25 protein-coding genes are annotated in these 22,520 nt (G+C 47.9%); 6 read left to right on the plus strand and 19 right to left on the minus strand.

What is annotated here, in order from left to right:
• Window positions 1–24: 24 nt before the first annotated feature.
• The 11 genes from ACFYU8_RS20785 to ACFYU8_RS20835 all read right to left on the minus strand — a co-directional run bounded on the left by ACFYU8_RS20785 (window position 25) and on the right by ACFYU8_RS20835 (window position 12,337).
• A complete protein-coding gene (locus ACFYU8_RS20785) occupies window positions 25–1,665 on the minus strand; it encodes an ABC transporter substrate-binding protein (RefSeq protein ID WP_390302658.1) in 1,641 nt (546 codons plus the stop codon).
• A 159-nt stretch (window positions 1,666–1,824) separates the two neighbouring features.
• Window positions 1,825–3,138, minus strand: coding sequence for a helix-turn-helix domain-containing protein (locus tag ACFYU8_RS20790; protein ID WP_390302655.1), 1,314 nt, complete (start codon window positions 3,136–3,138; stop codon window positions 1,825–1,827).
• 20 nt (window positions 3,139–3,158) lie between these two features.
• Window positions 3,159–4,163: a dipeptidase gene (locus ACFYU8_RS20795; protein ID WP_390302652.1), complete on the minus strand. Its 1,005-nt coding sequence runs from the start codon at window positions 4,161–4,163 to the stop codon at window positions 3,159–3,161.
• Complete coding sequence (locus tag ACFYU8_RS20800) at window positions 4,160–5,287, minus strand: aminopeptidase (RefSeq protein ID WP_390302650.1); 1,128 nt, start codon at window positions 5,285–5,287, stop codon at window positions 4,160–4,162. The genes ACFYU8_RS20795 and ACFYU8_RS20800 overlap by 4 nt, the downstream gene beginning before the upstream one ends.
• Window positions 5,288–5,308: 21 nt before the next feature.
• Complete coding sequence (locus ACFYU8_RS20805; protein WP_390303148.1) at window positions 5,309–6,271, minus strand: ABC transporter ATP-binding protein; 963 nt, start codon at window positions 6,269–6,271, stop codon at window positions 5,309–5,311.
• The gene (locus ACFYU8_RS20810; RefSeq protein WP_390302647.1) at window positions 6,268–7,257 is read right to left on the minus strand and encodes an ABC transporter ATP-binding protein; all 990 of its coding nucleotides are present in this window, start codon (window positions 7,255–7,257) and stop codon (window positions 6,268–6,270) included. The genes ACFYU8_RS20805 and ACFYU8_RS20810 overlap by 4 nt, the downstream gene beginning before the upstream one ends.
• A gap of 37 nt (window positions 7,258–7,294) precedes the next feature.
• Complete coding sequence (locus tag ACFYU8_RS20815; RefSeq protein WP_390302644.1) at window positions 7,295–8,149, minus strand: ABC transporter permease; 855 nt, start codon at window positions 8,147–8,149, stop codon at window positions 7,295–7,297.
• Between the two features lies 1 nt (window position 8,150).
• Window positions 8,151–9,173: a nickel ABC transporter permease gene (nikB, locus tag ACFYU8_RS20820; protein ID WP_390302641.1), complete on the minus strand. Its 1,023-nt coding sequence runs from the start codon at window positions 9,171–9,173 to the stop codon at window positions 8,151–8,153.
• A 434-nt stretch (window positions 9,174–9,607) separates the two neighbouring features.
• On the minus strand, window positions 9,608–10,453 hold the full coding sequence (locus tag ACFYU8_RS20825; protein ID WP_390302638.1) for a DUF2785 domain-containing protein: 846 nt from the start codon (window positions 10,451–10,453) through the stop codon (window positions 9,608–9,610).
• Window positions 10,450–11,178, minus strand: a complete 729-nt coding sequence (locus ACFYU8_RS20830) for an alpha/beta fold hydrolase (RefSeq protein WP_390302635.1) — start codon at window positions 11,176–11,178, stop codon at window positions 10,450–10,452. The genes ACFYU8_RS20825 and ACFYU8_RS20830 overlap by 4 nt, the downstream gene beginning before the upstream one ends.
• Complete coding sequence (locus tag ACFYU8_RS20835) at window positions 11,159–12,337, minus strand: DUF4272 domain-containing protein (RefSeq protein WP_390302631.1); 1,179 nt, start codon at window positions 12,335–12,337, stop codon at window positions 11,159–11,161. Before ACFYU8_RS20835 ends, ACFYU8_RS20830 begins: the two co-directional genes overlap by 20 nt.
• 139 nt (window positions 12,338–12,476) lie before the next feature.
• On the opposite strand from ACFYU8_RS20835, the gene ACFYU8_RS20840 reads away from it, so the two are divergent.
• On the plus strand, window positions 12,477–13,565 hold the full coding sequence (locus tag ACFYU8_RS20840; protein WP_390302628.1) for a suppressor of fused domain protein: 1,089 nt from the start codon (window positions 12,477–12,479) through the stop codon (window positions 13,563–13,565).
• A gap of 208 nt (window positions 13,566–13,773) precedes the next feature.
• Here ACFYU8_RS20840 and ACFYU8_RS20845 read toward each other — a convergent pair whose 3' ends face one another.
• The 4 genes from ACFYU8_RS20845 to ACFYU8_RS20860 all read right to left on the minus strand — a co-directional run bounded on the left by ACFYU8_RS20845 (window position 13,774) and on the right by ACFYU8_RS20860 (window position 15,466).
• Window positions 13,774–14,064, minus strand: coding sequence for a hypothetical protein (locus ACFYU8_RS20845; protein WP_390302625.1), 291 nt, complete (start codon window positions 14,062–14,064; stop codon window positions 13,774–13,776).
• The gene (locus tag ACFYU8_RS20850; RefSeq protein WP_390302622.1) at window positions 14,061–14,363 is read right to left on the minus strand and encodes a DUF2089 family protein; all 303 of its coding nucleotides are present in this window, start codon (window positions 14,361–14,363) and stop codon (window positions 14,061–14,063) included. The genes ACFYU8_RS20845 and ACFYU8_RS20850 overlap by 4 nt, the downstream gene beginning before the upstream one ends.
• Before the next feature lie 134 nt (window positions 14,364–14,497).
• A complete protein-coding gene (locus ACFYU8_RS20855) occupies window positions 14,498–14,854 on the minus strand; it encodes a hypothetical protein (protein WP_390302619.1) in 357 nt (118 codons plus the stop codon).
• Between the two features lie 249 nt (window positions 14,855–15,103).
• Window positions 15,104–15,466 (minus strand): winged helix-turn-helix transcriptional regulator, encoded by a 363-nt coding sequence (locus ACFYU8_RS20860; RefSeq protein WP_390302616.1) that lies wholly within the window; start codon window positions 15,464–15,466, stop codon window positions 15,104–15,106.
• Window positions 15,467–15,590: 124 nt separating this feature from the next.
• Here ACFYU8_RS20860 and ACFYU8_RS20865 point away from each other — a divergent pair, with 124 nt between their 5' ends.
• The gene (locus ACFYU8_RS20865; protein ID WP_390302613.1) at window positions 15,591–16,385 is read left to right on the plus strand and encodes an alpha/beta fold hydrolase; all 795 of its coding nucleotides are present in this window, start codon (window positions 15,591–15,593) and stop codon (window positions 16,383–16,385) included.
• A gap of 25 nt (window positions 16,386–16,410) precedes the next feature.
• Complete coding sequence (locus tag ACFYU8_RS20870) at window positions 16,411–17,073, plus strand: NAD(P)H-dependent oxidoreductase (protein ID WP_390302610.1); 663 nt, start codon at window positions 16,411–16,413, stop codon at window positions 17,071–17,073.
• Between the two features lie 116 nt (window positions 17,074–17,189).
• Here ACFYU8_RS20870 and ACFYU8_RS20875 read toward each other — a convergent pair whose 3' ends face one another.
• On the minus strand, window positions 17,190–17,336 hold the full coding sequence (locus tag ACFYU8_RS20875) for a hypothetical protein (protein ID WP_390302607.1): 147 nt from the start codon (window positions 17,334–17,336) through the stop codon (window positions 17,190–17,192).
• A 331-nt stretch (window positions 17,337–17,667) separates the two neighbouring features.
• Between ACFYU8_RS20875 and ACFYU8_RS20880 the strand changes: the two genes are divergently transcribed.
• Window positions 17,668–18,300, plus strand: coding sequence for a hypothetical protein (locus tag ACFYU8_RS20880; protein ID WP_144619077.1), 633 nt, complete (start codon window positions 17,668–17,670; stop codon window positions 18,298–18,300).
• Window positions 18,301–18,350: 50 nt separating this feature from the next.
• Here the strand turns inward: ACFYU8_RS20880 and ACFYU8_RS20885 are convergent, their stop codons facing one another.
• Both ACFYU8_RS20885 and ACFYU8_RS20890 read right to left on the minus strand, forming a co-directional pair.
• Window positions 18,351–18,809, minus strand: coding sequence for a hypothetical protein (locus ACFYU8_RS20885; protein ID WP_390302604.1), 459 nt, complete (start codon window positions 18,807–18,809; stop codon window positions 18,351–18,353).
• An 11-nt stretch (window positions 18,810–18,820) separates the two neighbouring features.
• Window positions 18,821–18,961, minus strand: a complete 141-nt coding sequence (locus ACFYU8_RS20890; protein ID WP_390302600.1) for a hypothetical protein — start codon at window positions 18,959–18,961, stop codon at window positions 18,821–18,823.
• Between the two features lie 161 nt (window positions 18,962–19,122).
• Between ACFYU8_RS20890 and ACFYU8_RS20895 the strand changes: the two genes are divergently transcribed.
• Window positions 19,123–19,980 (plus strand): SDR family NAD(P)-dependent oxidoreductase, encoded by an 858-nt coding sequence (locus tag ACFYU8_RS20895; RefSeq protein ID WP_390302596.1) that lies wholly within the window; start codon window positions 19,123–19,125, stop codon window positions 19,978–19,980.
• A 61-nt stretch (window positions 19,981–20,041) separates the two neighbouring features.
• Here the strand turns inward: ACFYU8_RS20895 and ACFYU8_RS20900 are convergent, their stop codons facing one another.
• Window positions 20,042–20,272 (minus strand): DUF2165 family protein, encoded by a 231-nt coding sequence (locus tag ACFYU8_RS20900; RefSeq protein WP_390303145.1) that lies wholly within the window; start codon window positions 20,270–20,272, stop codon window positions 20,042–20,044.
• A 411-nt stretch (window positions 20,273–20,683) separates the two neighbouring features.
• On the opposite strand from ACFYU8_RS20900, the gene pdxR reads away from it, so the two are divergent.
• A complete protein-coding gene (pdxR, locus tag ACFYU8_RS20905; protein WP_390302594.1) occupies window positions 20,684–22,147 on the plus strand; it encodes a MocR-like pyridoxine biosynthesis transcription factor PdxR in 1,464 nt (487 codons plus the stop codon).
• The last annotated feature ends 373 nt before the right edge of the window (window positions 22,148–22,520 follow it).

Raw genomic sequence — 22,520 nt, forward strand, 5'->3', positions numbered from 1 at the left:
CCACCTCTTTCGAATGATTTCGCTTTATTCGTTCACCCACATGTCTTGAATAATCAAGGTTGCTAAGGGATTGGGTTTGACGCCTTGAATACGGTTGTTGACGACCACGAATGTTTTTGCGGAATAGAGCGGAATCCAATAGGCCTGTTCCACGATTCTTTTTTGTATATCTGCAAAAATCTTTTGGCGCTGTGCTTGGTCTGTTGTTGTTCGTCCTTTATCTAGCAAGCTATCGAGCTGTTGATCACTGAGGCGAAAGAAATTCAAGCCCCCGATCTGACTCGAATGCAGTAACAAGTTCAAAATATCTGGATCGACGCTGCCATGACCCGTTGAGAATAAATCGAACTCGCCCTTCAGTGCCTGTTCATGAGCTGTCGCCGATTCATACTTTTGGATATGCAATTCGACACCAATCTCTTTGAACATGCTTTGCACCAACTGATGCCCGGGATTTGTATTTTCGATGAGCATCGTCAGGCTGAGCGTTTTCCCATCCTTTTCCCTTATCCCTTGCGCGTTTAGATTCCATCCTGCTTCATCCAGCAGTTGTCTGGCTTGCTCAGCATTGTACTTGTAGCCGTACTGCTCTACTGCCGCATCGTATCCAATCATTGTAGGCGGGATCGGTCCGTAGACAGGTACCCCCTCTCCTTGCAAATCTGCTATGATCAATGCGTCTTTGTTGATCGCCAGGTTCAGTGCCTTTCTCACGCGGACATCTTGCAGGATTTCATTTTCCAGATTCATCCCAATAAAGTTCTCTGTAGGCTGCATCCCTTCCAACACCGTAAAATCTTTGTGATCCTTGTACTTCTTCGCGTCTTTCGGAGGCACAGCGGCCATATCAATCGTTCCACTGTCGAGAGCAGCCATCATGGTCTGGTCGTCTTGAATAAATTTCAGAACGAACTTGTCGGGTCTCACAGGTCCTTGATTCTCAGCAAAAGGAGATGCCCACTTATACTCCTCGTTGCGTACCAGTGTGATCGATTCGCCTGTTTTCCAGCTTTCGAACTTCCATGGACCTACCCCGACAGGATTGCGTCCCAGCTCATTTCCGTATTTGTTTCGTGCCTCTATGGAAATGGGTTGCTGGTAGCCGCCATATGATAAGTTAGAAAGTAACGAAGCGGAGGGCTCATCCAAATGAAAGATCAATGTGGAATCATCAGGAGCTGAAATGGATTTGATCGAAGATACATCCGGTCCCGTAACCGGTGAGGCTGTTTTCGGATCGAGTGCACGTTCATAGCTTTGCTTAAAAACTTTCGCGGTGAGCGGTGTCCCATCGTGGAACTTCACGCCAGAACGAAGCTTGAACGTCATGGTCTTGCCGTCTTCTGAGATCGTGTACGATTCAGCGAGATGCGGCTTCAACTCAAACGTAAAGGGATCGAGGATCAGCAAGGCTCCCCCCAACAGGCCCCCAACAAAATTTCCCGCTGGCATCGACGTCTTTTGCGGGTCCAGTGTATCTGGCTCCATCTGGTAGCCCATGGTGATCGTCCCTCCCTTTTTGGGTTGGGAGCTTTTTGCTGTCTGACTTGCTTGCTTCTCGTCTGTAGCCGGAGTGGGAGCAGAACTGCAGCCAACTATGGGAAAGACGAGTACACACATGAGTAAAACGTTGCGTATTTGGCCTGTTAATCGCTCTGATAGCATGGCGCGACCTCCTTTTTTCGAGTCATTTCCATTCAAAGTCTACTCACGTCGGTATATAGTCGCTAATTAAATCGGATTGCTTCTTAGATGAGGGATGTGGGGGTCCCGGATTTCCTTGCAAACGGAAAAACCGGGACAGGTTGATGTTCATGAGGGGAATCATTGATGATTAAGACGATACACAGCCCGCGGGCGTCCTTGCTGATACGGCTGCTCTTCCCCGACGACCTCTACGACCTGATGCTCGATCAGCTTTTTCAAAGTTCTTTCCGAGCTGCGGCGACTGATCTGGAGGTACTCGGCTAAATCTGAAGCGGTGAAGCGGTTATCGCGGCGAAGCTTGACATACTGCATAATTTTCGTGATAGTAGCGACACTTGCGCCAGTCTTCTCCGCGATCTCCAGCACTTCCTTGTTCTCGCTTTTTAAATGGAACGTCTTCGATTCTGTATTCAACGGACCGATCACTTCTTTTTCATCCGTCACCAAATACGCACTGCTTTCATTCGTTTTCCTGGCATGATAAATCGCAATGCGTGCGTTCGCTTCGGCCTCTTTCGCTGTCAGACCACAACCAAACCCGATGGCAACCGTCACTTTGGCAAGCAGATCGACATTGCCCAATACTTGCATGATCTTGCCGTATTGAATCATTTGCTCAATACTGCCTCTCGTGCCATAGATGATGAATTGATCCAGTCCCAATTTTTGAATGGAAGCGTCAGTCTCTTTGACGAGCTCCAACAGCTCTTGCAGCAAAATAATCGTCGCATCCTGCCATTGTGTTTCGACGGGCGGACCATCATTTTGCTGGATCGCTGCAATCCCCACGGCGATCTGCGAATTTTTGCTAATTTTCAATTGACCATAAGCAACGGCTTGATTGACGGCATCGCGAATATTTTTATCAGGACAGACGAGCGATGCGGAAGGGATGTTCAGCTCACGCAATCGACTGTAAACGTAGTCAACGCCAGTCAAAGCAAAATGGCTCTGTTTCTGTTCCCAGCGCTCCTTGTGGAACTGGATAATCTCCTCCACGTCAAATCTCGTCCCGCCTTCTTCAATAATCTCACTGTAGTCTTTTACATACCAAGCCGTAGAGGTCATGCCCAATTCTTCAGCGACCTTCTCGATATACTCCGCTTTTGGCATATCTATCGAGATGTGGTCCAGTCCTCCTGGTACGTTCAACAAGGTATGAAACAAAGAGAGGGAAATCGTGTATTCATCGAGCGGAATGTACACCGCAGGCAGCTTCTTTTGCTCTACCTTTTCCTTGGCAAAAAAATAAGGAAGTGGGCCAGCAAAAAGCAGCACGTCGCAGTCATGGATTTGGTCAAGCAACGCAGCGCTCTCTTTTGGGTTCTGGTATGTATACGAAGTCAGTTGAATGGAATCGATGGATTGGATATGCTTCAAGATCCTTGGCAAAAATTCTTCCGAAGAGATTAACGCTATCGTGATGGTCAATGTTCCACTCCCTCATCTCTCTATGATTTCCACACGTCCTTGAACACGCGAATAAAATTTTCACCCAAGATACGCTCAATCGCTTCATCCCTGTACCCTCTTTTGGCAAGGGCACGCGCAAGCTCCGGAATCTTGGTATGTCCTTTTACGACATCAAAATCTTTGCGCCCTGCTTGGATAAACACACCGGGAGAATCATATTTCATAAATGGCTCGATGATGTCCAGACCCAGTCCGACGTGCTCAACCCCAACCAGCTTCACGACGTGATCGACGTGGTTGATCATGTGCTCGATATCAGCCTGATCGTCTGTGTCCGCTACGAACAAATTGACGCCATTGATGCCGATTACGCCGTTCGTGAATGCGATCGCCCTGATTTGCTCATCCGTCAGATTGCGCATGGAGCTCGCTAATGTCCGACAGTTGGAATGGGAAGCGATGATGGGCCTACGCGCTACCTCGATCAGATCCCAGAAGCCTTCGTCATTCAGATGGCTGACATCAATGATGATGCCCATTGCTTCTGCCTCTTCGACGACGCGGATGCCGAACTCGGTGAGCCCGCCCTTTCGCCCTTCCCGTACCGGGCTAAAATGACTGCCGTCTCCAACGAAGTTCCGCCTACTCCACACGAGACCCATAAGCCGCACGCCCAGCTCGTAAAAAACACGGAGCATACTCAGATCATTATATAACGGTTCCGCGCCTTCCAGAGAGAGCACAAAACCAATTTTCCCCATTCGCTTCGCGGTCTCGATGTCACTCATACTTTTGCAAACCATGATTTTCTCAGGCGATTCATCTGCCTCCGCATGCAGCGCGCTGATTTGTTGCAGCGCCTTGCGCAAGCCCATCTCCGGCAGAAATTTGTTATCGATATAAATCGCTGCGACTATCGTCTGCACCCCACCCGCCACGAAATCAGGCAAGTAATCCGTTTCAATAACTTTTCGCCGGCCATGCTCGCGTTGAATGGCAACATCCAGCAAAAGGTCAAAATGCCCGTCGATTACATGTGTCATGCCTCATGTTCCTCCTGTTCTTTCAGGTTTTCCGGGTTAAGTGGTGCAAGCTCCGGTAAAAGAAAGCGTCCGTCTCTGCGAATCAAATGATCATCGAACCAAATCTCACCGCCACCGTACTCCGGGCGTTGAATCATGACCATGTCCCAATGGATGTTTGACTTGTTACCGTTGGATGCCTCGTCATAGCATCGTCCCGGCGTGAAGTGGAAGCTACCGTCGATTTTTTCATCGAACAAAATATCCTGCATCGGTTCCCGAATGACCGGGTGAACCCCCAAGGCAAACTCCCCAATGTACCGGGCACCTTCATCCGTATCCAAAATGTTGTTCAAGCGCTCCGTGTCATTGGCTGTGGCTTGGACGATCTTCCCGTCCACAAACTCCAGCCGTACCTTTTCAAAGGTGAAGCCTTGATAAGGCGACGGCGTGTTAAACGATATGACACCGTTCACCGAATCGCGAACAGGGGCCGTAAATACTTCACCGTCTGGTATGTTGTAGTGACCCGGACATGGAATCGCTGGAATGCCTTTAATCGAAAAGGTCAGCTCTGTGCCAGGTCCCGTGATTTTCACGCGGTCAGTTCGCTCCATCAGCTCCTTGAGCGGCTGCATTGCTTTTGCCATTTTGGCATAATCCATTGTGCAGACATCGAAGTAAAACTGTTCGAACGCTTCTGTACTCTTATTCGCTAGCTGCGCCATGGAAGGCGTCGGATAACGGAGATAGACCCATTTCTTTTTGAGACGCACGATACTTACTTCTTTGAAAAAGGACGTAGCCAGCTTCATCTGCTCATCAGGGACATCTGACACTTCATTGATGTTCAGCCCACCCTCGATGATGATGCACGCTTGCATTTTTTCCATTCGCTCTTTGTCCATCTCCGATTCTAAACGGAATTGCTCCTCTGTTCCCGCTAGCAATAATTGACGGCTAATCGAGGATTCACGCAGGTTCACAAAAGAATGTCCGCCTGCTCGTGAAACAGCTTTGACGAGCTCCTTAATCAGAGCGGTATCCACCTCCATCGCATCGATCAGCACGTTATCTCCCGGCTGCACATTCGTCGAGTAATTCACGAGCACATTCGCCAGCTTCGTAAGACGAGGGTCTAGCATCTAACCATCACTCCTGCTTCCTTATTTTTCATAGAGATGACACGCAACCAGTCTGCCGTCTGTGTCTGTTAATAGAGGGGCTACTGTCTTGCACACGTCCATGCACGCCCAGCAGCGCGGGTGAAACTTGCAGCCCTGCGGCGGATTGGACGGAGACGGCAGATCCCCTGTTAAAATAATCCGTTCTTTTTTCTCGTCAGGATCAGTGATGGGAATCGCGGAGAGAAGCGACTGTGTGTAGGGATGCAGCGGACGTTGAAACAGCTCTTCTTTTTTCGCCAGCTCAATCACTTCTCCCAAGTACATCACCGCTACTCGATCGGCGATATGCTCTACGACACTCAAGTCATGCGAGATAAAAAGATACGTGAGCGAAAACTGCTCCTGCAAATCCTGAAGCAAATTGAGAATTTGCGATTGAATCGATACATCCAGTGCGGATACAGGCTCGTCAGCTATGATGAGCTTTGGCCTAAGCATCAAGGCGCGAGCGATCCCGATTCTTTGCCTTTGTCCTCCGGAAAACTCATGCGCGTATCGTGACAAATGACTTTTGTTCAAACCGACGATCTCCATCGTCTCTTCGATCATGGCTGCTCGCTCGCGCTTTGGGATACCATGGGCAATCAACGGCTCTGACAAAATGTGCTGGATCGTCAGCTTCGGATTGAGGGTATCAAATGGATTTTGAAACACCATTTGCATATCACGCCGCAGCTTCTGCATGTCTGCCTTCTGTAAGCTGCGGATATTTTGACCCTCGAACACGATCTCGCCGTCAGTCGGCTCCACCAAGCGTAGAATGCATCTGCCGAGTGTTGACTTGCCACAGCCGGACTCCCCCACGATTCCCAGCGTTTCACCTGCGTTGACAGTCACGTTCACTCCATGGACGGCATGCACGTAACTCGGCGGCTGAAACCACCCTTTGCGGACAAGGAACTTCTTATTCAAATTTTTCACTTGCAAAAGAGGCGTTTTCATCCATTCACCGCCGCGCTTTCCCTGTTCTCTCGATACAGCCAACAACGGCATTCCGACTGTTGATCCACGTCCAGTAAAGGAGGATTTTGTTCCAAACAGACAGGCAGTGCCTTCTCACATCGCGGAGCAAAACGGCATCCCTTCGGATAATCATCGGGGGGCGGCACACTTCCCGCGATACTGTGCAATCTCTTCTGGCCTTTGGCGTTATGTGGCGTCGATTTGATCAAGCCCATGGTGTACGGATGCTTGGGGCTGCGCAACAGTGTGCGAACATCGGCCGCTTCAATGACCTGCCCGGCATACATCACCAGTACCCGGTCACATGTCTCCGCGACGACGCCCAAATCATGCGTGATCATAATGAGCGACATACCCAGCTCTCTTTGGATTTTTTTCATGACATCCAATATTTGCGCTTGGATCGTTACATCTAGTGCAGTTGTGGGTTCGTCCGCGATCAACAGCTTTGGATGGCAGGCAATCGCCATCGCGATCATCACACGCTGCCGCATCCCACCTGACAGCCGATGCGGGTACTCGTGATAGATTTCATTGGCACGAGAAATGCCTACCTGCGTCAACAGCTCGAGCACTCTTTGTTTCGATTGGGCTCGGTTCATGCCCTCATGCTTTTCCAGTCCTTCGCTCAATTGCTTGCCGATGGTCAGTACGGGATTCAGCGAAGTCATCGGCTCCTGAAAGATCATGGCTACCTCTTTTCCTCTGATCCTCTGCATCTCTTTTTCGCTATAGCGCAAGAGATCGGCTCCGTTCAGTTGAATGCTGCCCGCAATGTTTCCGTTTTTACTGAGCAAGCGCATTATGGATAGAGAGGCGACGCTTTTTCCACACCCTGATTCTCCGACGATCCCGACCGATTCGCCTCTTTTGACCTGCAAGCAAAGATTGTCCACCACCTTGAAAGCCTTTTCATTTTTTGAAAACGTGGTAGTCAATCCTGTCACTTCCAACACGTTCGCCATGTTACTCACTCCTTTTTCGTAAACGGAAGCTCGTAAACTATGATTTGGGATCAAAGATATCGCGCAAAGCATCCCCGAGCAGATACACCGTAAAAACGACTGCGGTAATTGCAAGACCGGGAAAAGTAGCGAGCCACCAAGCTTCTCGCAAGTAATTTTTCCCTTCATTCAGCATCGTTCCCCACTCCGGCGTAGGAGGCTGGGCACCCAAACCGATAAAGCCCAGCGCCGAGGTTCCCAAAATGGCACTGCCAATGAACATGGTCGTATAGACGATCAGCACGTTCGAGATGTTCGGGATGAGCTGGCGCGTAATGATCCACCAATTCGAGCTGCCGATGGAGCGGCTTGCTTCCACATATCCGGATTGCTTGATCGAGAGTGCCGCACCACGGATCAGAATCGAAAAGGCCGGGATCGATGATATTCCTATCGCGACCATCGCATTTTCCTGACTCGGTCCGAGTACAGCTACAATTGCTAGAGCAAGCACAATGCCGGGCAACGCTAGCATGATGTCCATGATTCTCATGACCAGATTGTCAACAAATCCACCGAGGTAAGCACATGTCACACCAATCAGCGTTCCTGCTACAAACGTCATGACAGACGCCAGCACAGCTACCGTCAGTGTCACTCGTGTTCCGTACAGCATCCGGGATAAAATATCACGCCCAATCGCATCTGTCCCTAGCCAAAAGTCTTTCGACGGCCCTTGCATGAACGCTTCGTAGTACGTTTTCGTAGGATCATGCGGAGCAATCCATGGCCCGATGATTCCCAGCAATACAATGCAGAGCATCATCAGGAAGCTGTATTTCGCTTTCTTTTGCTGCATAATCTTCTCCCATAACTCGAAACGAGGCATGGACCATTGCCTGCTCCAGAACACGTTACACCCCCTCCTTCGCGGTGTAGTCAATGCGGGGATCGAGAAGAGCGTACAAAACGTCAATCAAAATGACGACAAGGACATACACGGTCCCAATAAACAGGGTCGTTCCTTGAATCATCGGAAAATCCCTAGAGCTAATTGCTTGAATCGCCAAGGTACCCACTCCCGGCCAACCGAATACTTGCTCGACAATCACAGCCCCACCCAGCAATCCAGCCAGTTCCAGCCCAATGACAGCCACAACTGGAATCATCACATTGCGAAAAGCGTGCCGCAGCAGCACAATTCGTTCATTCATGCCTTTCGCACGTGCTGTTCGGATATAGTCATTGGACAAAACCTCTACCATTCCAGCGCGAGTGAGTCGGCTGAGTGCCGTCGCCATCAACGTCCCCAAGGTAAACGCTGGCAGAACGATGTCTTTTAGCCCCGTCCCTCCTGCAATCGGAAACCAGCCCAAATGGACGGAGAACACAAGGATGACGAGTAAGCCTAACCAAAAACCGGGGATGGACATACCAAAGGTGGAAAAGGTCATGATCGCTCCATCGATGGGTGTATCCTTGTATTTCGCCGCTAGGACACCCAGCCCGATCCCGATCACAACTGCCACCACGAGGCTGGCTACTGCCATTTTTGCTGTCGCAGGAAAACGATCCGCAATTTCTGAGCTGACAGGCCGGCCCGTTTTCAGGGAAGTGCCGAGATCCCCTTTCAAAACACCAGAAGCATAGTCGAAATACTGGGCGACAAGCGGTTTGTTCAAGCCCAGCTCTTCACGAAGTGTCGCAATTTGTTCCACAGTCGCCCGCTGCCCCAGCATGATCCGCACAGGATCGCCGGGGATGAGATGAATGAGCAGAAACGTAAAAACGGAGAGTCCAAACAGGACAATAATGCCCGACAATAGGCGCTTCACTATATATTGCTTCATGAGGTCTTCACCCAGATGTGAGAAAGCGTATAAACTAGCTTCTTCCTGTTGCGTTCCGGCACTTTGCTCTCCTCCCTCTTTCTTCATCAACGACACCTGTCGTTATAGTGTCGTTATTAGTTAAAAATAGTCTATTCCAAATTTACAGAAAGTTCAACTCGTTTTTTCTTGCCCCATTTAAAAAGAGCTGAGAGCATCCTCTGTTCATCGTTCTAGTGGAGGAGAAGAAAAAGCGCAGTTCTCTTCGACTCTGACACACCAGCAGGGGGGAATTACTGTCCGTCTACACTTAAAAAAGGGGACCGTCGAGCCAAAGCCACCCTACGGGCGGAAGGTTCTCGAAGAAGAAGTGTTCGACAAGCTGGTCCCCTTTTTTAAGTTCCGACTGGGTAGGCGTTGTCAAGGTCTACGAGCCCTGCGCTTTTTCTTCTCACCAGCTTTGTTGGTTGACCGCTATCTTTAAAACTTATTATAAAAAAGAAAAGGTTGATGCCTTCTGTCACGGCATCAACCTTCACCCATTAACTGATCGCAAACCTGTTACATTTTGTTACGGCAGCAAGCATAGCAGCCGCCAGCTCATTTTCCCGGCTATCTCTGACTCTTCTGAAATATAGACAGCGCAAAAAGTTCTTGCTGTTCACCCGAGCGATTGCTTGGGTACGACTTTTCGGCAGTTCTGCACAGCTTGCCAAACCATTGATCCAGTCGGCAAGCTCCTGCTCGGTAAGCAAACCTTTGTCTATCATGGTATCTACGATGCTCGCGAGTCGTTCGTCCTCTTCCTCATTGAAAATGTGCTTTTCGTTATGAAGTACGCCCTGGATCGCATGAAGAACGTCTCGCTGTACGGCTTGATCGCTCTCTGGGCACTGCACCAGCTCTACGAATACGTCTGCACCGTGAGCCGTACTGTGAGCCCAGCCTCCCTCGGACAAATAGCCGCGCAAATCCTTCTCCTCTTGAAAATAGCGGAGCATGGCAGTTTTCACGTGCTGGAAATCAGCTTGCTCCAAAAAAGGCTTCTGTCTGTGACGACGCATAATCAATGCAATCGGCAACGAAGAGAATGTCCTCGTAAATACGGATGGGTCGCCATCGCTACCGATCTGATAGAATAGATGCTGCTCGTCTGTCAGTTCTCGCAGGAGACTGCGCAATTGCGCCTCCGTCAGATGTTTCTCATCAAGAATCCAGTAATAAAATGCCGGATAAATGAGATTATCACGCAGCTCCGGGTCAGGGTCCCCGATGTATTGCAGCAATAGCCCGACGAAATCCTGTAGTTGCTCCCCTTCACGAATCAGGTATTGTTCCTGCTCCAATCTTTGCAGGTCCAGTATGAGTTTTGTTCTCGTATCCCTCACGTTTTCATCCCCCTCAACATGATCAAAATTTCCTCGACCACGATATCCGGTTCATCATGATGAATATAATGCCCGCTGCGACCGGCAATTCTTTGCTTGCTTGATGTAGATAGCCGCCTGAAATCGGCTTGCAGATTTTGTTCGATTTTCAAAATTTCCTCGTTCGGCCATTCCTCGTCCCATATGTCCGGTAAGCCTCTCGTGATAATCGAGACAGGTATGTCGCTTTGCCGAAAATAGTCCACGATCTCTTGATAGCTCCGTATCTTATCAATCTTCTCGCTGTTTCGCATCGGATTCTCGTAATATTCCCTATTGGCTGCGATCAGGTTATCAGGCAAAACCTTTTCATAGGCGAGCTCCTTATATTCGGGAGCAGCGTCAACCAGAATCATCCCCGAAACGAGATGCGGATACAGGCTGGCAAACAGTCTAGCGACCAAACCGCCAAAAGAATGTCCGACCAAAATACATGGCGGTTCCACCTCAATCTCTTGCAGCAACTCATACAGCTCCTCGACCAGATCACGACAAGTCCGTGGTACGACTGCCGCCGCTGGACTCCTGCCAATACCCGCCCGATCATAGGATAAGGTAGACGCTTCCTGCGAGATGCGGTCTTGAACGATCTCCCATGTCTCACAGCTATCGCCCATTCCTGCTAGAAAGATCACACACGGTGTCCCTCGTTTTCGTGAATACAGCCTATGTATCCGTCGACACATGATCCCAATCGTCCTCCATGTAACGAACCAGCCAGTTCAGTGCTCGGTGTCTTTCTACGACTACTTCGTCATTCAATCCGCCTGCAACCGTGCGATTGTTGATGCGCGCATCCACGCATGCCCAGTCATAGCGGTAGATTAAATCCGCCTGGTCAAGAATCTCTTGTTTGCTTCTCACAACTGCATTGCTATAGAAGGTCTCATAGTCACCTGCGCTTCTGAGAGCGTCAATCGCGGTGTTTACATCACAAATCTCATCTGGGAAATGGAGCTCTTCCACATAGCCGAGTGCCCACAGCAGTACCCAGTAGCATTCGTACATCCAAGCCATCTGAATCATATTGGTACGATCTGGCTGTGGATCATTCAAGAAGTCTCTCTCTTTCTCGGTAAAGAATTCCGCAGCGCCAAACTGCTCGATAATTCCCTCGATGAACTCCCGCTCTTCCTTGATTTGTCCGTTTTCGGCGATCCCTCCTGCATATACCGCAATCAAGCAGAGGGCAATCGCTCGCTGAACAATCTCATCCTTTCTTCTGATGACAGCGTCCTCATCCCCTACGATGACCGGAAGATGCGGGATGTACGGAATGCCTTGCTCTTGCAATAGCTGGATGCTCCGCTCCTTGCGCTCTTCTCCTGACTGAGAGGGCTGAATATGTCCATCGATCAGGTCTACGCTGACCGTCACCAGAAAATCGTCCACTTCCGACTCTCCTGCCGTATTGAGAATCAGCCTTCCTTGTTTATCGAGCATGTCTCCGGTAGGGAGAAAGACAATCCCGTGTACTTCTTCGGCAATCGCCATAATGGACGCAAACATTTTCTCGTCGATTTCCTTGCTCGCCACGATTCCTACCGCCACATTGAGCGCTGTAATTTGGTACAACAGCTTTTGCTGGACTTTCTCGTGGGGCGTTTCAATCTGTGCGAAGAAGCCATACATCCCTTTTTTCATCTGGAGAAACGCTTCTTGGTCATCGTCCTCGCGCATCAGATTGAATGTTATCTTGCTTTTGCTAAACCATTTTTTATCTGTCACGGACACGGCCCGCTCGTCTGCGGATACCTCTACCAATTGATCACGAAAAGCCTCGACAATCGCAGCGACTACTTTCTCGCATTGTTGAATGGAAACATAGATGGTGCTTTGATTCATCTGGTAGCCTCCTTTGCTGGGCAAACATTTTCAAAGTACCGAATTTTGTAATCAATAGTCTATTATGGTATTCTTACCCTGTTTAATCAAGCACAAATCTTTCTAGTTATCGGCGAATCTATGATTGAAGGTGAATCCTATGAAAAACATCCTAGTAGAGGAGTTCTCCCCTATTTGTCCAATTCAAGCTTTTGTCGAAGAAGATGAGAACGGCGTCTTTTTTTATTTGTGGGATTATCCAGGTGAGGAGCACGCCAACATTCGCTCCTGCTGGGTAAGAAATTACGGACCTGCACCGGACTCGATAGATTTTTCTGCGATGGAGGATGGTCAGGCTCCGATGCTTCCACGCGATTGCTGCGCTCATCCGGATGGAGCAGACAGGCTAGACCCGGAGCAGCTCTCGATCGTTTGGCTGGAGGAAGGCGATGCAGCGGTACTTTTGTATGAGAATGAAGTGCTGTGTGTGATTCCCAGTTGGGCTGGTCCTTCCCCGGACGGCTCGCACTATCCTTCGTATGCGCGAGATTGCACCGGAGAATCTCATTTGTGCTTTCCGCTGGGAACACCAGAGACGAACGCCATGTTTGCCCGCATCGAGGCTGCTCAGCATTTTTGGGCGAGCTGGGATGGCAACCCTTGGCCTGACATCCAGCAGCAGTTCATGGACGCAATTACCTCGACTCTCGGCCCAGTGAAACAATATTACGGCATCGACGGCGGTCACTGGCCCCCGAAAGCATTGGTGACAATCGAAAAAGGAGACATCACCTATGCGCTGACCCTCGGCGTGTCCATCTTGCGTCAGCCAAAGGTCGAACAGTATACAGAAGAGCCGGAGTCGCTGCGCCGATTCGAGCTGGCTTTTGCCTGCGAAACCAAATGGATCGCCCAAAACGAAAAGCAATTGCTGGCCTACATCAGCGGTCAAACCTCTCTGCCGTGGTCGTACATGACCTTCCTCGCACAAGGTCACACCATTCCGTGCCAGGAAATCAGTCAGATCAATAGTCGCTTCTCCTTCATGCTGCTTGCAAAACCTGAGGATGCACCGGTTATTCCACTTCCGCTCATGGCTGGCGATCCCGTGAATCTGTTATGGATGATTCCGATTACCGCGGAGGAACAGCAGTTTACAGAAATGAACAGTTCTGAGCAATTGATTCAGCACTCCGCGGGAGATGGAGCGGATTGGATTTTTAATGGGGTAGCGAAGTTTATGAAGTAAGCATGATTTTGAAGACAGTTTTCGCGGAGTAAACTTTGCGGGGACTGTTTTTGTTGTCTCCGAATGTTGTGGTGGGTTTCTCTGTTGTTAAATCTTCATGAATCGACTTTCAAGATGTGATATAAATGCGCTTCTTCCCCCACTACAGCTACATTTCACAAAAAAACCACCCTGCACAGGTGGTTCAAATCGCTAATTCTACATGGAACTACAAATCAAGCAACTCCATTCTCTCCATCTCTTTCTTCCTCTTCGCCTTCATCGCTCTTCTGCCTTCCGACCATGCTAGTGATAGAATCACGATCCCACCAATACCTACTAAAACAATAGTGAACTCACTACCTTCTTTAAATAGACCACTGGTATAACCGTAGGCCAAATACCCAAGAAAGATAGCCGGGAAAATTGCACCCCAATAAGCGTGATTCAGCTTGCCGAGTAAATTTTGCATCCCCACAATACCGAGCCCAACCAATAATTGAATCATTCCCGTACTCATCTGTCCTCATCTCTTTCTTGTTTATATTTTTCAATAATGAGCTTGGCTACTTCCAAACTCATCCGTTCGTCAATAACCAGGTTTTTGATCATTTGCACGAACTCTACTTCCGCTTCCTTGCTATGTAATTCAATCTTTTTAATGATTCGGTCGAGCTTGGCCCTCACTGTTGGGTACGATACACCGTACTCATCGGCCATACCTTTGAGAGAGCCCGAACTGATAATAAACTTCCTGATAAATTCGAGGGTCTCCTTGTCCAGAGCTAACACCCAAGATGGAATTTCGTCGCGTTCCATGAATCGCCTCGCCTCCCGTCTTTAATTATATTAATTAATACTTTAATTTTATTCAAGTATTTTTTAATAAAATGAAAATCAATCATAAAAAAGGAGCATCTTCACCTGATGCTCCCGCTCGTGTCCTCATCCTTCTACTCAACCTTCGTTAATCGAATATCCATCCAATGTGCCCAACTCTCATTATTGCCTAGCAATTCCCAAGTGCCAATGAGCGTGTTGCCATCAACACTGAATTTACCGGTAAAACGTTCGGTTTTCCCTGTGATCGTCCAATCTCTGCCCAATAAATTCGCATAGTAGGAAGCTCTGCTTCCATAATTGTCATATGCGTGCGTGAAGTACATTTGACTAGTCGTATCATAGCCGATGATCTCAATGGTCTTGACTTCTTTATCCCCAGACAGCCATTCGTAGGTATCGGTTGCTTTCAACTTCGCGGCTGGCCCAGCAGGACTTTCCATAATCAGTTTGACATGTTCATTCATCATTCGGAATACCTCCTTATCGGGCAGTGAATTACTGTTAATTCTAGAGCTTTCATGGATGGCATGTTTCTTATGGATTGCTATTTTATTAACCCCGAGCGAATAAAAATCCCGCCCCTCATGATGAGAAGCGGGATCTACTATGTTTATTTGAATTCCTTTCCTGTAACCGCATCCACTTCCGGAAAGGATTCAGTCGGACTCGTGAAATAGTCCATGAAATTGACGATCTCTCCAGTCTCGTGGCAGTTTTCATGACCCATGAGCAGTAGATAGAGACTCTTCAGGTGCCGCTGTTTGAAAATGTGCTCCCCATTCTCGCAAATACTCAATGACAGGTCCCAAGCCTTGCCCTAGCTCGGTCAACTCGTACTCTACTTTTGGCGGAACGACTGGATACACTTCACGCTTGACGATTCCTGCTTCCTCCAACTCCCGCAATTGCTCTGCCAGCATTTTATGATTCACACCGATTATATTTTTCTTTAACTCTCCGTACCTTTTTTTCCCTCGAAGCAGCTGACAAATGATCGATACCTTCCATCTTCCCGCAAAAACCGAAACGGCAAGCTCGATCGGGCAAGGATATTCCTTGCCGTTTAATAGGTACATCATCGATGGCCTCTTCATCCTATTCACTTCCCTTTTCGTAAGTATTAACCGAAAAAGTGCGTACTTACTTTTCTTTAGTGTATTCGGTATGCTCAGTTTTGTAAAACACTTTTAAAGGAGGGAGCTCATGGAAAAGCAAGTTCGAGCAGGCCAAGTCGACGTCGCTTACGCAGTGGAAGGAAACGGTCCCGCGCTGTTATTGATCCACGGTACGGGCGGCAGTTACGAAACGAATTGGAGCGAGATGGTGGGAGCATTGTCCTCCCAGTACACCATCATCACCCCTAACTATAGTGGTTCAGGAAACACCGTCGATCACCGTGAAAAGCTGGAGCTGGATGATCTGGTGGAACAAAATGTTCAAGCCATGAGCAATGAAGGCATCGAGCAATTCCATGTCGTCGGCTATTCCCTTGGTGCCGTGATTGCAGCTGCCATCGCTGCCAAGTACCCGGATCGCGTAAAATCTGCATCATTGATCGCTGGCTGGGCCGAAAGCGATTTGGCCACTGCCTATCAATTTGACCTGTGGCAAAAGCTGTTCCAGACCGACCGTACACTATTTGCTCAATTCGTGATTCATACCGGATTCAGTCAAGAATTTTACCGCCGCTTCCAAAGCATCGAACAGTTGCAGCAATTGGCAAGGGACTTCGCAACTACGCTAGCAGAAGGAACGGCTCGCCAATCCGAGCTGGACAGTCGCATTCATATTCGCCCGCTGCTGGGTAACATCACAGCTCCGACGCTCGTCATCGGCTTGACCCACGATCGCATGGTTCCGGTGGAGCATACCAAAGAGCTCGCCTCGCTCATAAAAGGAGCCATTTATCGGGAAATCAACTCTGGACATTTAGTGCCGTGGGAACAGGGAGAGACCCTCATCGAGGAAATCGCCCATTTTCTATCAACGGTTTCATAAACCTTTTCGAAAGTAGGATGACATCATGCGTAAAGATCAAATTATAGAAGCCTATCAATTCAGACATGCCTGCAAAGAATTCGATGCAGCCAAAAAAATTACGAATGAAGACTTTGACTTTATTATGGAGACAGCTCGACTGTCGCCCAGCTCCTTTGGTTTTGAACCATGGAACTTCCTCGTGCTGCAAGATCCAGCTCTTAGAAAGAAGCTATTGCCTGTCGCATGGGGGGCGCAAAAACAACTGCCGACCGCAAGTCATTTCGTAATTGTACTGGCGCGGACCAAACAAGAAATGGCCGCTGATTCCGACTATATCCAACATATGATGAAAGACACGCAGGACTTGCCGGAAAACGTCGTACAGCAAAAAGGCGCTACTTACGATCACTTCCTGAAAAACGATTTCGCCCTGTTTGACGACGAGCGAGTCATGTTCGAATGGGCATCCAGACAGACCTACATCGCGCTTGGCAATATGATGACGTCCGCTTCCATGATCGGCATTGATTCCTGCCCCATTGAAGGCTTTGCCAAAGAAAAGGTCGAGAATATCCTTGCGGCGGAGGGACTCCTCGACAGAAAGCGCTTTGGCGTCGCTTGCATGGTGGCTTTTGGCTACCGGAAAAATGAGCCCCGTGCGAAAACCAGACAAGCGAAGGAAGAGGTTATTCGTATTATCGGGTAAAACCAACGATTGGCTCCACGTAAAAAGCATTCGTATTCCGAATGCTTTTTGGCGTTCACCTACACAAAAAAGCAGTCGCCCGCAAATGCAAGCGACCTTCTTCCCTACCTATTTCCTTACTCATCCGTATACTGAAAGCCTGCGATACGACCTGCTTCATCCACGGAGATCGTGATTCCCTTGCCTTTGGCTGGACGGAACGTCATCAATGGCAGATTGCAAGCACCAAAAGGTCGAAACGCTCGTTTCAAACGTTTTGTCATGCTCGGGCATGTTGCGCAACTGAACAATTTCGGTATTTATATGGGTTGGAACTGGGCGTTTGTCCGTTTTGCGGTTCAATATTTGGGAGAGAAGATTCGCAACCGTTATATTACGACACACAATATCTGAAAATAGGAAAATACGCCCATTTTATCATTATTTAAATGGGTGTATTTAGTCCCAGTCCCCTTGAGCGTGTAAGAGAGAAGAGTTATTGTTCGAATTTTCCCAATTAACTTCTCGTATTCCCAGTATTATACACCCCATGATAGAATCGGAAAGGAAATTCCGTACATTTCCAATTATGTATAAAAAGGTGGATCAACTCAGATGAAAAAACTAGTATCCGTAGCTTTGCTGCTCTCCATGTTGGCTGTCTCTGCTTGTTCGAACAAACCAGCTGAAACAAAGCCAGCTGAGCAAAACGCAGCACAAACCACAGAAGCCGCTAAAACAACTGAAGCTCCAAAAACAGATTCTGCTGCAACCACAAACGACAAGCTGGAAGCGAAAAAGGTTCTGAACGACAAAGTGGAAATCTTGATTCCAAAAGGCTTTACTGTCATGTCTGATGAGATGGCAAAAGAAAAGTACCCGATGGAAAATCGTCCTTCCTTGATTTATACCGATGAAAAAGGTACCATTAACATTGCGTTTAGTCATACAGAAACACCTATTCAGGACAGCCTTCTCAAAGACATGAAGGATCCGATGAAACAAGCGTTCTCCAACATGTACCAAGATGCAACCTGGTATCGCGATGAAGTAATCCAAATCAACGGGAAAAACGTTGGTGTGTTCGAACTGCTGACTCCTGCTGCTGATACGAAAATTTACAACCTCATTTTCTTTACAGAGCTCGACGGCAAAATGCTGATGACTACTTTCAATTGCACCGAAGCACAAATGGAAGAGTGGAAGCCGCTCGCACAAGAAATTTTGATGTCTTATAAAGTGCAATAAGGAAACATCGCTCACTTCACAGAATAAAAGCACCCTTCAATGGGTGCTTTTTAGTTTTTCCTTCTAAGCAAAGCCTCCCGCGAAGGATACGGATTGGGCAAATGCAATGCTTGCTCGATAGATTGAAGAGCTTGAGCAGGCAAACCTGCTTTTGCTTGCGCATCCCCCAGGTTGTACCAATACATCGCCGAATTGCTCTCTTCGAGGACAGACTCATAGTGGGCAATCATCTTCTGAAAATAATAGGGATAGACATCGTCTGCGATTACCAGATTCCCTGCGTTCCACCTATACACCTCTACTTGAAACGCTTTTCCACTATCATGTATCCACAGCGCAAGCTCAGCGTTGCCATCCATTCCATTAACCCCTGGCATATCTTCCACCTCAACCCTGCTTGCTCGTGTCTCTTGATGGAGCATGTGCATAAATCCGTTCGCCGTCCACTGCAAAACATCTATGTTCGACCATACCCCACCTGTTTGCCACCCAATCAATAAGCTATCCATTTGGGCATCTACTACCCATCGAGATCAGCTAAGATAATCGCTGGTTGATCGTGCGGCTTTGGCATGACCACTAGTTCTGCCGTAGGAGGGATCAAGCTCTTTATTACGCGCCAATGCTGCGTTCCGATTCGCTCCATAATGATCTCACCCATTTTTCCAGTCTCAACAAAATATATGCTCTTTTTTTCACTACATATTCGCAGTATCCCACATTGTATTCACACATAAATTATAATAGACATTTTTGTAAAACGTCTATTATAATAAAAACATGACGCGTAAACGTTTGGATTTTATTTGAGGGAGGCACGTCATGAATCAGTTTGAAAACAAAGTAGCGGTCATTACCGGAGCTGCCAGCGGTATTGGTCGTGCATTGGCAATGCGCTGTGCCGAGGAACAGATGAAGGTTGTTCTTGTCGATGTGGAAGTAGCGGCACTTCAAAGAGTGGAGCAGGAGTTGAAGGCAGCAGGAGCAACTGTCCTCGCGGTTGTAACAGACGTAGGCAAAGAAAAAGATATCCAGGCGCTTGCACAGAGAACGCTGGACTCGTTCGGTGCTATCCATCTGTTGTTCAACAATGCAGGGGTTGGCGGAGGCTCGACTATCTGGCAAAGTACCCTCGCTGATTGGCAATGGGTCATGAATGTGAACTTGTGGGGTGCCATTCACGCTACACAAATTTTCGTACCCATGATGGTAAAACAAGGGACTGAATGCCACATCGTGAACACCGCTTCTCTCGCTGGTCTTGAGTCCGGACCTGGGAATAGCATTTATCGTGTAAGCAAGCATGCACTTGTCAGTCTGTCGGAAACCCTCTACCACGAATTGAAAATGATCCAGTCCAAAATCGGTGTTTCTGTTTTATGCCCCGGCTTTGTACAGACGCAAATATGTGACGCCCATCGCAATCGTCCAGCCGAATACAGCAAACCAGGAGATATCGTGGAACCTTCACCGATGACGACCGCCATCGACCAGTTCATTCGTTCAGGTGTCGAACAAGGAATCTCCCCGAAAGAAGTAGCTGATCACACCTTCCTAGCGATTAAGAGCAATCGCTTTTACATTCTCCCAGATCCCTCGTATAAAGAGACTGTGCGTCAGCGGATGGAGGATATCTTGAACCAGCATAATCCGACGTTCGTGATTCCCTCGCATATTTAACTCCGATTGAAAAATGCGTTCAAACAAAAAGCCACGCTCTCAAAGGAACGTGGCTCTTGTATTATCTATCTGTTAATTCTCGATCTCGCAAAGAAACCAATATCACAAAACCAATCATTACCTCTGTAATGTTAAACGCTACCTGCTGACCATTCCATACTTGTGATTGCCACATGGCAAACCACTCTGCGCCCACAATCACAAATCCGAAAAACCAGATGCAAAAAGCAAACATATAAGCGATGTATGCGAATGTTTTCGAGTTATTGAATGTTTTTGCAGTCCATAAGATTCCCTAGAAAATGGATGTTCCAAATGCTGCGGATAATACTACAACCAAAACCTTCAAATACCGTAACATCAAATTACTCAATTGTGCTCACACCTCATTTCCCTACTTCTTTTATAATCCGCAGATAAGGTTGAAGTACTGTCAATAATCAATTCTCGATTAGCGCTACCTCCCCTTTCCCTTTGCAAGAAAAATCTATATATTTTTATCACGAGTATTCATCACCACTACATGGAAACCTAATCTTACTCGATCATGTTTAATCTTTCTTTATACAAAACTCCTTTGGAAATGGAACCATCCAATTTATGATTTTTTTACCCATCCATGTTCAACAGTTTGGAACGGTTTTGTCACATGTATTTTTCTTAACAATGTTATGATGAAATGGATTCCCCCATATAACAAACAATGAATATGTGCAAGGTTGTGATTATCATTTGGAAGCCTGATCGGTCGAGCAGTCAAACTCTATACCACCAAATAGCCGATGAGATTGAACGCAGAATTTCATATGGAGAGTTCCCCCCTGGGAGCCTACTCCCTTCTGAGAGAAAACTAGCTGAGCAATTAGGAGTAAACCGAAGCACTGTTATTTTAGCGTACGAGGAACTTCGGGCATTAGGCATCATCGAGAGCAGAACAGGAAGCGGTACTCGTGTAAGTAAAAATAAATGGGAGGCAACTCCGAAGCACACACCCAACTGGCATCGATATGTAGAAGGTGGTCAATTCCTCCCGAATTTGTCTTATCTGCGTCGGATCAGAGAGGCCCTGCAAAAAGACAGCAGTCTTATCGATTTTGCGAGTGGAGAATTGTCTTCCCAACTCTCACCAGGCAAGGAAATCAGTACCTTGATGAAGGAAAACCCCTTCACGGAATATCTGGGCTACGACAATCCGCAAGGCTTTACGCCATTACGTGAAGAGCTGGTCTCGTATTTGTCACGATACCGGAATGTGCAGACAACCGACTCTTCCATTCTGATCACGTCGGGTTCTCAGCAATCTCTGTATTTGATTACACAATGTCTGCTTGCCCCCGGCGATGCGGTTGCTATCGAAGATCCTTCTTACAGCTACTCTTTGCCCATGTTTCAATCCGCTGGACTTCGTCTCTTCCGCCTTCCTGTCAGCAATCAAGGAATAGATCCGGAAGATATTCGAGCCCTATATAAAAAACATCGGATCAAGATGATTTTTATCAATCCAACTTTTCAAAACCCGACAGGGGTATGTCTTGATCCCACTCGGCGCACGCAGCTGTTGAATGTAGCAAGCGAACTTGGTCTTCCGATTGTAGAGGACGATCCTTTCAGTCTGACTTCCTATGACGGCAAGCCTCCACTGCCTCTCAAATCATTGGATCAGCTTGGCTCCGTTGTCTATATTGGTTCCTTTTCCAAAATTGCTGCATCCGGTTTACGAGTCGGTTGGATGGTGGCACCTCATTCGGTTGTCGAACGTTTGGCAGATGCCCGCCAGCAGATGGATTTTGGCCTGAGCGTCGTGCCCCAAAAAATTGCAGCCCAGTTTTTACATTCCGATAACTTCCTGCCGCATTTAGAGCGATTACGTATGCATTTACAGTACAGAAGAGATTTGCTTGTGGAAGCACTGCAAAAGGAGCTGCCCGATGATATCTCGTTCACCATTCCCCAAGGCGGATTACACTTGTGGTGTAAAATTAACCCGAATGTGAACGACAACCAATTATTTGAAGAGGCCCTTCGCAGAGGCGTCGTTTTTGTTCCTGGCAGTGTGTATGGATCAGACTCAGGGTACATTCGCTTTACCTTTGCGCGACCAAAAGAAGAGGAAATTACGCTGGGTGTCGCTAAATTTGCGGCTGCGTTGAAGGCTGTTTTGTCATAAAGATGGTTGTCGGCAAACGATTGTGGTCGGGGGAAGCCCTGCCACATGTTTTCCAGTCGCCTGTATCCTCTCTACGTTCGGGCGGTCTCCTTCCAAACATGTGACAGGACTTTCGTACAGCTTTTGTTGACTTCAAGCTTTTAGAGCGTTTTGCAGGTCAAGACAGGAAGCTTTGGTTTACAACTTGGATTTACTTTCAAGTATGTATGCCAAAGCTACGCAAGAAGAAGCGTATTTCCAGTCCAAGCGCCTCTGGAGCCCATCCTAGCACCGGAAGAAATGGCGGGGAATTTCAGCTTCACTGATATGAACGAGGACTGTCAATAGCATGACGGCCCCGTTTTTTCTTTTGCTTTTTTCTTGTTGCTTTATA

The sequence above is a fragment of the Brevibacillus sp. NPDC003359 genome, from assembly GCF_042878995.1.
GTDB lineage: Bacteria > Bacillota > Bacilli > Brevibacillales > Brevibacillaceae > Brevibacillus.